Genomic DNA, 12,969 nt, shown 5'->3' with positions numbered 1-12,969 from the left:
CATCGCTGCGATCGGATTCGTCAACCCATTCCGCAGGAACGGCGCCCTCGATACGCTGAGCGGGCAGGCGAGGAGAGGAAATCTCATGACGATCAACGATGACGACATCACCCTCGAGCCCGGAGCCGAAGGGGAAGGCACCGCCGATGGCGGTGCCAACCCGAAGGGCCACGATGGAGGCGCCGACGGATCGGCCGCTGAAGGAGAGGGCGTCGCCGACGGCGGTGCGAACCCCGGTGGTCACGACGGCGGCGCCGACGGGTCCGCGGCAGCGGGGGAGGGCGTCGCCGATGGCGGTGCGAACCCCGGTGGTCACGACGGCGGCGCCGACGGTTCGGCGTAGTGACCGAATCGGAGCGCGGGCCGATCGAGCGGCCCGCGCTTTCGCGCTGCATCCGTGTCCCGGCTGACGAGTTCGCCGAACGGTACTGGGGTCGCGAACCGCTGCTCTCGACCGCCGCCGAGCTCGGGGCCGGCTTCGACGACCTCTTCTCGGTCGCCGCCGTCGACGAGCTCATCACGCGTCGCGGGGTGCGCACGCCGTTCATCCGCATGGCGAACGAGGGCGCGGTGCTCGCGGCATCCGCGTACACCGCCTCGGGTGGTTTCGGGGCCGAGGTCGCGGACCAGGTCTCGAGCGACAAGGTGCTCGCCGAGTTCGCCGGCGGCGCGACCATCGTGCTGCAGGGACTGCACCGGCTGTGGCCGCCGATCATCGACTACACACGCGAGCTCATCGACGACCTCGGCCACCCGGCGCAGGTCAACGCCTACGTCACGCCGCCGTCGTCGCAGGGGTTCGACCCGCACTACGACACCCACGACGTCTTCGTGCTGCAGATCTCGGGCGAGAAGCACTGGCGCATCCACGCGCCGGTGCACGTCGATCCGCTGCGCGCCCAGCCGTGGGACCAGCACCGCGGCGCCGTGGCGCGTGCGGCCACGGGGGAGCCGGTCATCGATGCGGTGCTGCGCCCGGGCGATGCGCTCTACCTGCCGCGCGGGTGGATCCATTCGGCGACGGCGCTCGGCGCGACATCCGTGCACCTGACGATCGGCATGGCGCCCTTCACTCGCGCCGACGTGGTCGACGTGCTGCTGCGCGGGGTCGGCGAGAATGCCGCGCTGCGCACCTCGCTTCCGCTCGGCATCGACCTGCGCGACGAGGATGCGCTCGCACCCATCGTCGCGCAGACGGTGCAGGCACTCGTCGAGACGCTGCAGCAGACGGATGCCTCGCGGCCGGCCGCCGTGCTCGCGAACCGGTTCGACGGCGAGACCCGCGCGGAACCGGTCGCGCCGCTCGCGACGCTCGAGGCGCTCGAGGCGCTGGATGCGTCGACGGCCGTGCGCTGGCGCGCATCGCTGCCCGTGCTCGTCACGACCATCGACGACCGTGTGCGCATCGTGGGGCGTGCGAAGACGTTGTCGCTCCCGATCGAGGCCGAACAGGCCGTGCGCCGGCTCGCAGCGGGAGGCGCCGTCAGGGCGGGCGAGCTGCCCGGCCTCGACGCCGAGAGCGCGGTCGTCGTGGTGCACCGCCTCGTGCGCGAGGGGTTCGTGGTGGCACCCGCGTGACTCTCGCCGTCGAGCACTGGGCACCGTGCAGCGATCGCGCTCGGGAGCGGAGCGATCCGCTCGTCGGCACCGGCCCGCGCGGGCTGCGCTGGTTCCTCATCGAAGTGGCGGGCAGCTGGGGGCAGAACGCCCTGCTCGACGCGCCGTTCGACCGCGAACTCGGGCGCGCGCTGGTGCGGCGCATCGAGGGCGCCGGCATGCGGCCGCTCGCGATCCGCCGCACCGGTCGGCGCGCTGCTCCGACGGTGCAGCGGTGGGCGATCGTCGATTCACGGCCGGGTCGCGAGCGCGTCGTCTGGGGTGAGGTGCCGAATGCGGCGGCCCTGCTCGACGTGCCGCTCGACGGGTCGACGGGCACGCCGTCGTCGCAGCCCGTCTACTGCGTCTGCACTCATGCCCGGCACGACCGATGCTGCGCGGTGCGCGGTCGTCGGGTGGTCGCCGCGCTCGCCGAAGCGCGCCCTGACGAGACCTGGGAGTGCTCGCACCTCGGCGGCGACCGGTTCGCCGGAACCATGGTGGTCTTCCCGCACGGGCTCTACTACGGGTACGCCGACGACGGCGACCCCGTGCGCATCGCCGACGCCTTCGACGCCGGCCGCATCGTGCCCGACCGATACCGGGGGCGCAGCTCGCTGACGCATCCGGTGCAGGCCGCCCAGCACTTCGCCCGTGAGGCGCTCGGCGACGAACGCATCGACTCGTATGCGCCGATCGCCGAGGAGGCGGCTGACACCGGATGGCGCGTTCGGCTCGGCGGCGACCGTGGCGACCTCGTCGTCGAGCTCGAGGAGACCCGCTCCGAACCCCTGTTGTCGACGTGCGCCGCGACCCGGTTCGTGCAGGTGCGGCAGTATGCGCTCCGGTCGATCAGCGGGCCTTAGCCGAGTGGGATGGTGCACCGACCCGCTCCTCTCGCAGCGCCGCGAGATCATCAACTGAACGGGCGGCGTCGGCGTCGCCCCTGCGTGCTGCCTGCGAATCGGGCGCCGGGGCTCACGGTTCCGGCGATTCCGGAGTATCTTGTGCGAGACGCGTTATATCGCGTTCTCGGCAGTGCTGTCGGAATTGAGCGGGGTGGTGCACGTGACCGGCATCGAAGCGATCCTGATCGGGCTCGGCACGATCGTGCTGCTCTCGATCGCCGTCATGGTGACGTTCGTGCTCGTCGTGCGAGCGCTCGTGCGCCGCATCAGACGGAGTCGCGTCGGGGCGACGGCGCTGCGCGCCCGCGCGCGAGTGAGCCACGGGCCGCAGCGTACGGTGCTCGCCCTGCGGGTGCGTCTCGATGACGCATTGCGCAGCGGCGCCGCCGCCGTCGATCTCGCCGGCGAATCGGGCGGATCGGGCGGTGCCCGCGGCGAGCTGCCACGGCTCTTCCGGCGAATCAGCGACGAGGGCGGCGTGCTCGACCTGCAGCTGCGGTTGATGGAGTCCGAGACGAGTACCGCTGTGCTCGCCGAGGAGATACCCGCGGCTCGTCGCCGCGTCGATCAGGTCGAGGCGCTCGTGCGACGGGTGCGTGATGCCGTGGCATCCGATCTCTCGGGCACGACCGACGACGCCCTGTCCATGCTCGGCTCGGACGTCGACCGCGAGGTCGCGGCGCTCCAGGCGGGCATCGAAGAACTTCAGGCACTGAACCGACGTGACGGTCGCGTCGCAGTGACGCGACCACCCACGACTTCCACCGTTCGAGATGAGGGGAACCGACCATGAGCACCAGCAACAGCAACTCCGCGCGGATGCGGACCATCTTCCGGAGCAAGACCTCGAAGGCGCTCGATCGCATGGAGGACCCGCGTGAGACCCTCGACGACAGTTACGACCAGCAGGTGAAACTGCTTCAGCAGGTGCGCCTCGCGGTCGCCGAGGTCGCGACCGCCAAGAAGCGCATCGAGTTGCAGGGCGAAGAGATGGGCGCGCGCTATCAGCGCCTGGGTTCGCAGGCCGCGGAGGCGCTCGCGCAGGGGCGCGAAGACCTCGCACGGGCCGCGCTCGAGCGTCGCGCCATGCTCGAAGGCCAGGTCGCGCAGTTGCAGCAGCAGTTCACCGCGCTCGATCGGCAGACGGCGCAGCTGCAAGACCGGGAGCGACGGCTCACCGACCAGGTGGCCGCGTTCCGCATCGAGAAGGAGACCATCAAGGCGACGTACACGGCATCCGAGGCGCAGGTGCGCGCCAACGAGGCCGTGTCCGGCATCAGCAACACCATCACCGACGTCGGGTCGAGCCTCGATCGCGCGCGCGACCGCGTCGCGCAGATGCAGGCCCGCGCCGCCGCGACCGATGAACTGCTCGCCAGTGGCGCCCTGACCGACCTCACGGCCGCACCCGACGCCGACATCGAGCGTCAGCTCGCCGCGGTCTCGGCCCAGGCGGAGATCGAACGCCAGCTGCAGGCGCTGAAGGGCGCATCGGGGCAGGCCGGCGGTGCAACGGAGCGTCCGGGGCCCGACGGGTGGTTGAGCATCGGGCGAGCGGGGTGACGCAGTACCCGGGCGTCTGCCGCGACTGATGCGGCAGCCGCGATGCGCGGGTACTGTGAAGGAGCGGTTGTGATCGCCGGGCTCGGATGAGCCGGCGGAGAACGACCCGGTGGGAACCCTGCACCCACGCCTGAACGGAGCGAGCCACCGATGTCCTGGCATGACGATTTCGACGACGACGAGTACGGAGAGCGTCGCCCGGGCCGAGCGCCGGGGTCGAAATGGCGGCTCGTCCGGCGCGCCGCGGCATCCGTCGGCATCGTGGTCGGGGCGGTCGCACTGGTGGTCGGCGGTGTCGTCGCGGTGAACCTCGTCGGCACGGCGACCAACCCCGACGGCTTCGCAGCGCCAGACGCCTACGGACCGGGTGTGGCGATGCCGCAACTGACCACGCCGCCCGAGGCCGAGGTCGATGAGCAGCCGACGGACGGCGATGCCGGCACTCCCGAGGAGCCGACCGGACTCTCCGGCTCGAAGCTGGCGCCCATGCCGTCGGTCGACCCCGAGTGGCTCGCGACCATCTCCGAGGCCACCGGCATTCCCAAGCGGGCGCTGTCGGCCTATGCGCTGGCCCACGTCATGATCGCCGAGGAGGACGCCGAGTGCGGTCTCGATTGGGCGACGATCGCCGCGATCGGCGCCGTCGAGTCCGATCACGGGCGCCACGGCGATTCGAAGCTCGACTCCAACGGCAATGCCCAGCCGCCGATCATCGGCCCGGCCCTCGACGGCGGCGCCGACGTCGCGAGGATCGACGACACCGATGACGGCGAGTTCGACGGCGACACCAAGTGGGATCGCGCGGTCGGCCCGATGCAGTTCATCCCCTCGACATGGCAGAAGTGGGGCAGCGACGGCGACGGCGACGGTGTCGCCGACCCGAACCAGATCGACGACGCGGCCCTGTCGACGGCGCGCTATCTCTGCGAGTCGGGCGAGATGACGAACTCCGAGGGCTGGCGTGCTGCCGTCTTCTCGTACAACCACGACAACGACTACGTCGACAAGATCGCGACCGTCGCGCTCGAGTTCGCCGACTCGGTCGACTGAGCCGCGCAGCGGATGCCGCGGCATCCGCTCGATGCGCGTCGATGCCGCGTGAACGACGATGCGCCCGCCCTCGAGAGGGCGGGCGCATCGGTCGTGCTGAGCGGTCGGATCAGACGCGAACTCCGCGGGCTGCTGCGTTGCCGAGCGCCTCGCCGCTGAGAGCGAAGAGGTCGCGTGACCCGGCGGTTGCTGCGCCGACGAGGCCTGCGGCCTGCGGCAGCAGCTGCTCGGCGTAGAACCGTGCGAGCGGCAGCTGCGTCTCGGCGGTGCCGTCGTCGTCGAGGCCGCGAGCGGCGAGGGCCGACTTCGCCATGAGCCATCCGCCGACCACGAGACCCCAGATGCGCTGGTACGGCGTGGAGCCCGAGAGCACGGCGTTCGGGTCGGTGGCGCCGGTGCGGAGCATCCACATCGTGGTCTGCTCGAGCGCGTCGAGCTGGGCGCCGAGCTGCGTGCGGATCGAGGCGAATTCCTCACCGGCAGCGGCGAGTTCGCCGTCGAGCTCGCGCATCGACGCGATGAACTCGAGAGCGGATGCCCCGTCGCGCACCGGGAGCTTGCGGCCGACGAGGTCGGCGGCCTGCACGCCGTTGGTGCCCTCGTAGATCGCGGCGATGCGCACGTCACGGTAGTGCTGTGCCGCGCCGGTCTCCTCGATGAAGCCCATGCCACCGTGGATCTGCAGCGCGAGCGAGGTGAGCTCGTTGCCCAGGTCGGTGCCGAACGACTTGTTGATGGGCGTGAGCAGGCCGACGATCTCGTTGGCGCGAGCGCGCGTCGCGGGGTCGGGGTGGTGCGTCGACACGTCGGTGTAGGTCGCGGTCAGGAGCATCATGCGGCGCATCGCGGCGATGTATGCCTTCTGCGTCATGAGCATGCGGCGCACGTCGGGGAAGTCGATGATGGGGGAGTCCTGGGTGGCGCCGATCGCGCGGCCCTGGATGCGCTCCCGCGCGTAGTCGAGCGACTGCTGGTAGGCGCGCTCCGACACCGCGAGGCCCTGCATGCCGACCGAGAGGCGGGCGCTGTTCATCATGACGAACATGATGCGCATGCCGATGTTCTCTTCACCGACGAGGTAGCCGGTCGCGTCCTCGTACGAGAGCACGCACGTGGGCGAACCGTGGATGCCCATCTTGTGCTCGACGCCGACGGTGTGCACGCCGTTGCGCTCGCCGAGCGAGCCGTCGTCGTTCATGAGGAACTTCGGCACGATGAAGATCGAGATGCCCTTGGTGCCGGCCGGCGCATCGGGGGTGCGAGCGAGCACGAGGTGCACGATCTGCTCGCTGAGGTCGTGGTCGCCGAAGGTGATGAAGATCTTCTGGCCCGTGATGGCGTAGGTGCCGTCGTCGCGCTTGACGGCCTTCGTGGTGAGCGCGCCGACGTCGGTGCCGGCGTGCGGTTCGGTGAGGTTCATGGTGCCGGCCCACTCGCCGGTGACCATCTTCGGCAGCCACTGCTGCTTCTGCTCGTCGCTGCCGTAGTGCAGCAGCGCCTCGATCGCACCCTGCGTGAGCAGCGGCGCGAGGGCGAAGGCCATGTTCGCGGTCGCCATGAGCTCCTGGAGCGCGAGGCCGATCGTGCGCGGGAATCCGCCGCCGCCGAACGCCTCGGGCAGCGGCACCGAGCCCCAGCCGGCGTCGACGTAGGCCGAGTAGGCCTCCTTGAAGCCGGTGGCCGTGGTGACGGAGCCGTCGGAGTTCAGCTTCGAACCCTCGAGGTCGCCGGCTCGGTTGGTCGGGGCGACGACTTCGGCCATGAAGTTGCCGGCCTCGTCGAGGATCTCGGTGACGGTCTCGAGGTCGGCGTGCTCGAAGCCGGGCAGCTGCGCGACGGCGTCGTAGTCCACGACATGCTCGAGGGCGAAGGCGATATCTGCAACAGGGGGTCGGAATCCACTCATGCCCGCAGCGTAACCCGGCGTCTCTCGAGTGGGCATGAACTGTGCGGGTTCCACGAGTGCGGCCCGGTGCTGCGCGAGCGGGTTTGGCGGCATCCCACAAAACAGGCCCCTTTTCGGGCAAGCAAGTGCTTGGTTAGGATGAAGCAACTCGTCGAAGGAGCGGAATGAAGATCGTCGTCCTGGTCAAGGAAGTCCCCGACACGTACGGGGACCGCAAGCTCAACCTGCAGACGGGCCTCGCCGACCGCGCTGCGAGCGAGACGGTGCTCGACGAGATCAGCGAGCGCGCGCTCGAGGTGGCGCTCGCGTACGCCGACTCCCACGCCGACACCGAGGTCGTCGTGCTGTCGATGTCACCCGGGTCGGCTGCGGCGACCGTGCGAAAGGGCCTCGCGATGGGCGCCGCGGGTGCCGTGCAGGTCGCCGACGAGGCGCTCCTCGGCGCCGACCTCGGCCTCACCGCGGAGGTGCTCGCGGCCGCGCTGCAGCGCATCGGCTTCGACCTCGTGATCGCGGGCAACCAGTCGACCGACGGTTCCGGCGGCGTGCTGCCGGCCATGATCGCGGAGCTCCTCGACGTGCCGAACGCGACGAGCCTCAACTCGGTCGAGATCGACGGCGCCGAACTGCGCGGCGAGCGCGCGACCGACCACGGCACGATGCAGGTCACGGCGTCGCTGCCCGCGGTGATCTCGATCACCGAGGCCCTGCCCGATGCCCGGTTCCCGAACTTCAAGGGCATCATGGCCGCCAAGAAGAAGCCGTTCGAGACGCTCTCGCTCACCGACCTCGGCGTCGACGCCGAGAGCACCGAGGCGTCGCGCTCGATCGTGATCTCCCTCGGCGAGAAGCCGCCCCGCTCGGCGGGCACCAAGATCGTCGACGAGGGTGATGCCGGCGAGCGCCTCGCCGAGTACCTCGTCCAGAACCGGCTCGCGTAAAGGGACCCCGATGACTGACTACTCCGCAGACTCGATCCTCGTGCTCCTCGACGTCACGCCGTCGGGGGCCCTCTCCAAGAGCGCCGCCGGCCTGCTCGGCGCCGCAGCCGGGGTCGGCACCCCTGTCGCGCTGCTCGTCGCCGCCCCCGGTGCGGGCGAGCAGGCCGCAACGGATGCCGCCGCGCTCGGCGGGGCCCGTGTGCTCGTCGCCGAGCACTCCGCTGCCGGTTCGGGCCTCACCGTGCCGGGCGCCGACGCGCTCGCCGCGGCCGCCGAACTCGTGCGACCCGACGCGATCCTCGTCTCGAACTCCATCGAGGGCCGTGAGATCGCCGCCCGCTTCGCCGCGCGGTCGCGCTCGGGCCTCGCGGTCGACGCCGTCGGGGTCTCCCGTGACTCCGAGGGCATCGTCGCCCACCACTCCGTGTACGGCGGCGCCTACAACGTCGACTCCGCCGTCACCTGGGGTGCACCGGTCATCACCGTCCGCGAGGGCTCGATCGACGCCCGCGCCGAGGCGCAGCCCGCCTCGATCGAGCGGCTCGAGGTCGCGGCATCCGGTCGGAAGGCCGCCGAGGTCGGCGCGCTCGAAGAAGAGGTCGTCGCGTCGTCGCGCCCCGAGCTGCGCGGTGCGGCGAAGGTCGTCTCGGGCGGTCGCGGCCTCGGCTCCGAAGACCAGTTCGCGCTCGTCGAGCAGCTCGCCGACGTGCTCGGCGCCGCCGTCGGCGCGTCGCGTGCCGCGGTCGACGCCGGCTACATCCCGCAGTCGCACCAGGTCGGCCAGACCGGCGTCTCCGTGTCGCCGCAGCTCTACATCGCGCTCGGCATCTCGGGTGCGATCCAGCACCGCGCCGGCATGCAGACCGCGAAGACGATCGTCGCGATCAACAAGGACGGAGACGCCCCGATCTTCGAGATCGCCGACTTCGGCATCGTGGGCGACCTGTTCACGGTCGTGCCGCAGCTGATCGCCGCGCTCGAGGCGCGGAAGGCGTAGCGCGCGATGGCGACCTACGGGCGAACGACGCGGCAGGGCCTGCCCCGCGTCGCCGGCGGTGACCCCTGGCCCCCCGTGTCGGAGATCGTGGGAGTCGAGGTGGCTCCGGTTGCCGTCGCGGTCGTTGAGGCGAGCGCTCCGGCGGTGGCGGATGTCGCGGCGCCGGTTGCGCCTGCGGCCGCCGTCGCTCCTGCCGTCGCGGTCGCATCGACTGCTCGCCCCGTGCGCCGCGGGCTGCCCCGCGTGCCCGGCGGCGAACCGTGGCCGCCTGCCGCGACCGCTCCGGTCGTCGAGACCGTGGCGGCTGCCGCGGTCGCGACCCCTGCAGCGGATGTCGCTGCCGTCGTCGATCGCGCCGACTCCGTTCCCGCGGCTGCGGCTACGGCTACGGGTGCGGTGGCGTCGGCCGGTGGCGGCGAAGCGCTCCGCCGTGGACTGCCCCGCACTCCCGACGGCGAGCCCTGGCCGCCCGCCGGTTCGGCGCCCGCGCGGCCCGAGCGCGTCGTCGCGGAAGCAGCGGTCGAGGTCGCTCCCGAGCCGACACCCGAACCGGTCGTGGCAGCAGCAGTCGCCGCCGCACCCGTGGCTGTGGCGGCACCGGCTCCTCAGCGCACCCCGATGCAGCCGCCCCGTCGCCCGGTCGCGGCCGCCGCGGCATCCGCTCGCCCAGCTGCCGAGCCGTGGCCGAAGCTGTACGGTCCGTACTCGCGTGCGGAGTGGGCCGGTGCGCTCGTCATCGGCGGGTTCGGCCTGCTGCTCGCCGCCACCGGCGTCGTGGTCGTGGTCAACTGGCTGCTCGGCCTCGCGCCGATGCAGGACTTCATCGCTGCCTACCCGGGCGAGTACCACCTGCCCGAGTCGGCGCCCATCGGCATCCCGGCCTGGATCGGCTGGCAGCACTTCTTCAACGTCTTCCTGATCGTGCTCATCATGCGATCGGGCCTGCAGGTGCGGACCCAGAAGCGGCCGACCGCGTTCTGGTCGCCGCGCTGGAACCCGCAGCGCAAGATCAGCCTCTCGCTGTGGTTCCACCAGTCGCTCGACATCCTGTGGCTCGTCAACGGCGCGGTGTTCGTCGTGCTCCTCTTCGCGACCGGGCAGTGGATGCGGATCGTGCCGACGAGCTGGGAGGTCTTCCCGAACGCGCTGTCGGCCCTGCTGCAGTACCTCTCGCTCGACTGGCCGACCGAGAACGGCTGGGTGAACTACAACAGCCTGCAGCAGATCGCCTACTTCCTCACCGTCTTCATCGCGGCGCCGCTCGCGGCGATCACGGGCGTGCGCATGTCGGGCCTCTGGCCGAAGAACGCGAAGACGCTGAACCGCATCTACCCGGTGGAGTGGGCGCGCGCCGTGCACTTCCCGGTGATGCTCTACTTCGTGGCGTTCATCATCGTGCACGTGGGTCTCGTGTTCGCGACCGGCGCGCTCCGCAACCTCAACCACATGTACGCGAGCCAGGACGTCGTGAACTGGACCGGGTTCTGGATCTTCGTCGCCTCGCTCGTGGTGATCGCGGCGGTCTGGGTCGCCGCGCGCCCGCTCGTGCTCGCGCCCATCGCCCGCCTCTTCGGCAAGGTCAGCGGGCGCTGACGTGGGCGACGGTTCCGAACGGCGCGACCAGATCATCGTCATCGCGAGGCGGCTCATCGCCGCCCGCGGGTACTCGGCGACGACCGTGCGCGACATCGCCGACGAGGCCGGCATCCTGTCGGGCAGCCTCTACCACCACTTCGCCTCCAAGGAGGCGGTGCTGCAGGAGATCCTGCACGGCTTCCAGCACGACACGCTCTCGGCGTTCGAGCGCATCGCCGCAAGCGGGGGCAGCGCACGCGAGCGCCTCGACCAGTTGATCGAGCACGCGTTCCTCACGATCGAGCAGCGGCCCGACGACGTGCGCATCTACCAGAACGAGACCGGCTTCCTCATGACTCAGCCGGGGTTCGAGTTCCTCGCCGACGGTGCCGTGCGCATCGAGGAGCTCTGGCTCGAGCAGATCATGGAGGGGCAGGCCACCGGCGTGTTCCGCGACACCATCGATCCTCGGCTCGCGTTCCGGTTCATCCGCGACGCCGTATGGTCGACGGTGTTCTGGTTCCGCCCCGGCGGCAGTCACACGGCGGCGAGCATCAGCGAGAACTACCTCGATCTGCTGCACCACGGCATGCTCACGGTCGAGGGCTGAGGCGAGGCTCGCGTCAGCGGCCGAGCAGCCGCCGGCCGACGATCATGCGCATGATCTCGTTCGTGCCCTCGAGGATCTGGTGCACCCGCAGGTCGCGCACCACCCGCTCGATGCCGTACTCCGAGAGATAGCCGTAGCCGCCGTGCAGCTGCAGGGCGCTGTTCGCCGCCGTGAACGCGGCATCGGTCGCGAACCGCTTCGCCATCGCGCACCTCGAGGTGGCATCGGGGCGTCCGGCATCGAGGGCCTCTGCGGCGTCGTGCACGAGCAGTCGCGCTGCGTGGAGGTCGGTGGCCATGTCGGCGAGCGTGAAGACGACCGACTGATGCTCGCCGAGCGGATGCCCGAACGTCTCGCGCTCCTGCACGTAGCGGAGGGTCTGGTCGAGCGCCCACTGCGCACCGCCGATGGAGCACGCGGCGATGTTCACCCGGCCGCCGTCGAGTCCCGACATCGCGATCGCGAAGCCGTCGCCCTCGGCGCCGAGGCGGTTGCCGACGGGCACCCGCACGTCTTCGAGCACGACCTGGCGCGTCGGCTGCGCATTCCAGCCCATCTTCTTCTCGTCGGGGCCGAATGAGAGACCGGATGCCCCGGCGGGCACGACGATCGCGCTGATGCCGCGCGACCCTGGCTCCCCGGTGCGCGCGAAGACGAGATACACCGCGGAGGACCCGGCGCCCGAGATGAACTGCTTCACGCCGTTCAGCACGTACTCGTCGCCCTCGCGCCTGGCGGTCGTCGTGATCGCCGCGGCATCCGACCCCGCCGACGGCTCGGTGAGGCAGTAGCTGCCGCGATCCACGAGCGTCGTGAGCGCGGGCAGCCACTGCTCGCGCTGCGCGTCGTCGCCGTAGCGGTCGATCATCCACGCGACCATGTTGTGGATCGAGAGGTAGGCCGCGATCGCGGTGTCGCCGCGGGCGAGCTCCTCGAAGATGAGCGCGGCCGTGAACCGGCCGAGCTCCGAGCCCCCGACGTCCTCGCGCACGTAGATGCCCCCGAGACCGAGTCGGCCGGCGTGTTCGAGCGCCTCGATCGGGAACTGCTTCGTCTGGTCGCGTTCGTTCGCGAACGGGGCGAGCTCGGTCGCCGTGAATTCGCGCACCGCATCGACGATCGCGAGCTGGTCTTCGGTGAGTGCGTTCCCCATGGTTCCCTCGGCCCTTCGTCGCTGCCGCCGAGGCCGAGCCTAGTCGCGCGTGCCGTGATCGGGGCGGACGGTCCGTTCCGTGTTGCATCCCAGACGCCCGGGGCCGCTGAGCGGCGCTCGACGTACGATGGCAGGGTCACACCCGATCATCCGGCGGGAGGCAAGTGGTCCAGGTTCGAGTCCTCGGAATCGCGCTCGATTCCCTGCAGCGCAATCTCGTGCTGCTGAAGCCGCTGCACGAGGAGACGGGCACCGGGCTCGTGCTGCCGGTCTGGATCGGTTCGCAGGAGGCAACGTCGATCCTCATCGCCCTCGAGGGGCGACAGCCGCCCCGGCCGCTGTCGCACGACCTGATCGCCACGCTGTTCGGCGCGGTCGGGGCCGAGCTCCGGCGGGTGGACCTGACCCGCATCGAGGAGGGCACGTTCTTCGCCGAGCTCTCGCTCACGACCCCCTCGGGGCCGCAGACCATCGATTCGCGTCCGTCCGACGCCATCGCGCTCGCGTTGCGGGCTGACGCCACCATCTGGGTCGCCGAAGACGTGCTCGAGGCCGCAGGCATCCCGGCCGAGATGGTCGACTTCGGCACCGAGGCCGGCGATGAGGCGAGGCTCGACGAGTTCAAGCGATTCCTCGAGGACGTGGACCCGGAGGACTTCCAGGGCTGACC

13 protein-coding genes are annotated in these 12,969 nt (G+C 70.8%); 11 read left to right on the top strand and 2 right to left on the bottom strand.

Going from position 1 to position 12,969, the window contains the following annotated elements:
- Positions 1–85 precede the first annotated feature (85 nt).
- The 6 genes from JOE59_RS12435 to JOE59_RS12410 all read left to right on the top strand — a co-directional run bounded on the left by JOE59_RS12435 (position 86) and on the right by JOE59_RS12410 (position 5,117).
- On the top strand, positions 86–343 hold the full coding sequence (locus tag JOE59_RS12435) for a hypothetical protein (RefSeq protein WP_056657317.1): 258 nt from the start codon (positions 86–88) through the stop codon (positions 341–343).
- Positions 343–1,578 carry a cupin domain-containing protein gene (locus JOE59_RS12430; RefSeq protein WP_204460892.1) on the top strand — a complete coding sequence of 412 codons (1,236 nt, stop codon included), beginning with the start codon at positions 343–345 and terminating at the stop codon, positions 1,576–1,578. Before JOE59_RS12435 ends, JOE59_RS12430 begins: the two co-directional genes overlap by 1 nt.
- Positions 1,575–2,462, top strand: a complete 888-nt coding sequence (locus tag JOE59_RS12425; protein WP_307837054.1) for a ferredoxin family protein — start codon at positions 1,575–1,577, stop codon at positions 2,460–2,462. Before JOE59_RS12430 ends, JOE59_RS12425 begins: the two co-directional genes overlap by 4 nt.
- Before the next feature lie 202 nt (positions 2,463–2,664).
- Positions 2,665–3,297, top strand: coding sequence for a hypothetical protein (locus JOE59_RS12420; RefSeq protein ID WP_204460889.1), 633 nt, complete (start codon positions 2,665–2,667; stop codon positions 3,295–3,297).
- Complete coding sequence (locus JOE59_RS12415) at positions 3,294–4,067, top strand: PspA/IM30 family protein (protein WP_204460886.1); 774 nt, start codon at positions 3,294–3,296, stop codon at positions 4,065–4,067. The genes JOE59_RS12420 and JOE59_RS12415 overlap by 4 nt, the downstream gene beginning before the upstream one ends.
- A gap of 150 nt (positions 4,068–4,217) precedes the next feature.
- Entirely contained in the window at positions 4,218–5,117 is a 900-nt protein-coding gene (locus JOE59_RS12410) for a lytic transglycosylase domain-containing protein (protein ID WP_239560238.1), read from the top strand.
- 109 nt (positions 5,118–5,226) lie between these two features.
- On the opposite strand, the gene JOE59_RS12405 is transcribed toward JOE59_RS12410, so the two are convergent.
- A complete protein-coding gene (locus tag JOE59_RS12405; protein ID WP_204460884.1) occupies positions 5,227–7,023 on the bottom strand; it encodes an acyl-CoA dehydrogenase C-terminal domain-containing protein in 1,797 nt (598 codons plus the stop codon).
- Between the two features lie 164 nt (positions 7,024–7,187).
- Between JOE59_RS12405 and JOE59_RS12400 the strand changes: the two genes are divergently transcribed.
- Genes JOE59_RS12400 through JOE59_RS18795 form a run of 4 tightly spaced genes read left to right on the top strand, consistent with a single transcriptional unit; the run spans position 7,188 to position 11,146 of the window.
- Positions 7,188–7,964 (top strand): electron transfer flavoprotein subunit beta/FixA family protein, encoded by a 777-nt coding sequence (locus JOE59_RS12400; RefSeq protein ID WP_204460881.1) that lies wholly within the window; start codon positions 7,188–7,190, stop codon positions 7,962–7,964.
- A 10-nt stretch (positions 7,965–7,974) separates the two neighbouring features.
- A complete protein-coding gene (locus JOE59_RS12395) occupies positions 7,975–8,961 on the top strand; it encodes an electron transfer flavoprotein subunit alpha/FixB family protein (protein WP_204460878.1) in 987 nt (328 codons plus the stop codon).
- Positions 8,962–8,967: 6 nt separating this feature from the next.
- Complete coding sequence (locus JOE59_RS12390; protein WP_204460876.1) at positions 8,968–10,554, top strand: cytochrome b/b6 domain-containing protein; 1,587 nt, start codon at positions 8,968–8,970, stop codon at positions 10,552–10,554.
- 1 nt (position 10,555) lies between these two features.
- Entirely contained in the window at positions 10,556–11,146 is a 591-nt protein-coding gene (locus JOE59_RS18795; RefSeq protein ID WP_204460874.1) for a TetR/AcrR family transcriptional regulator, read from the top strand.
- Positions 11,147–11,159: 13 nt separating this feature from the next.
- On the opposite strand, the gene JOE59_RS12380 is transcribed toward JOE59_RS18795, so the two are convergent.
- Positions 11,160–12,299 carry an acyl-CoA dehydrogenase family protein gene (locus JOE59_RS12380; protein WP_204460871.1) on the bottom strand — a complete coding sequence of 380 codons (1,140 nt, stop codon included), beginning with the start codon at positions 12,297–12,299 and terminating at the stop codon, positions 11,160–11,162.
- A gap of 164 nt (positions 12,300–12,463) precedes the next feature.
- On the opposite strand from JOE59_RS12380, the gene JOE59_RS12375 reads away from it, so the two are divergent.
- Complete coding sequence (locus JOE59_RS12375; RefSeq protein WP_204460869.1) at positions 12,464–12,967, top strand: bifunctional nuclease family protein; 504 nt, start codon at positions 12,464–12,466, stop codon at positions 12,965–12,967.
- The last annotated feature ends 2 nt before the right edge of the window (positions 12,968–12,969 follow it).

Origin of the sequence: Agromyces cerinus (genome assembly GCF_016907835.1) — a bacterium.
Taxonomy (GTDB): Bacteria; Actinomycetota; Actinomycetes; order Actinomycetales; family Microbacteriaceae; genus Agromyces; species Agromyces nitratus.
This window is presented reverse-complemented; position numbering and strand designations above follow the sequence as displayed.

Bases quoted from the DNA above. Each gene is read 5' to 3' on its own strand.
- JOE59_RS12400 (WP_204460881.1), top strand. From the start codon at position 7,188: ATGAAGATCGTCGTCCTGGTCAAGGAAGTCCCCGACACGTACGGGGAC.
- JOE59_RS12395 (WP_204460878.1), top strand. From the start codon at position 7,975: ATGACTGACTACTCCGCAGACTCGATCCTCGTGCTCCTCGACGTCACG.
- JOE59_RS12390 (WP_204460876.1), top strand. From the start codon at position 8,968: ATGGCGACCTACGGGCGAACGACGCGGCAGGGCCTGCCCCGCGTCGCC.
- JOE59_RS12405 (WP_204460884.1), bottom strand. From the start codon at position 7,023: ATGAGTGGATTCCGACCCCCTGTTGCAGATATCGCCTTCGCCCTCGAG.
- JOE59_RS12410 (WP_239560238.1), top strand. From the start codon at position 4,218: ATGTCCTGGCATGACGATTTCGACGACGACGAGTACGGAGAGCGTCGC.
- JOE59_RS12435 (WP_056657317.1), top strand. From the start codon at position 86: ATGACGATCAACGATGACGACATCACCCTCGAGCCCGGAGCCGAAGGG.
- JOE59_RS12380 (WP_204460871.1), bottom strand. From the start codon at position 12,299: ATGGGGAACGCACTCACCGAAGACCAGCTCGCGATCGTCGATGCGGTG.
- JOE59_RS12415 (WP_204460886.1), top strand. From the start codon at position 3,294: ATGAGCACCAGCAACAGCAACTCCGCGCGGATGCGGACCATCTTCCGG.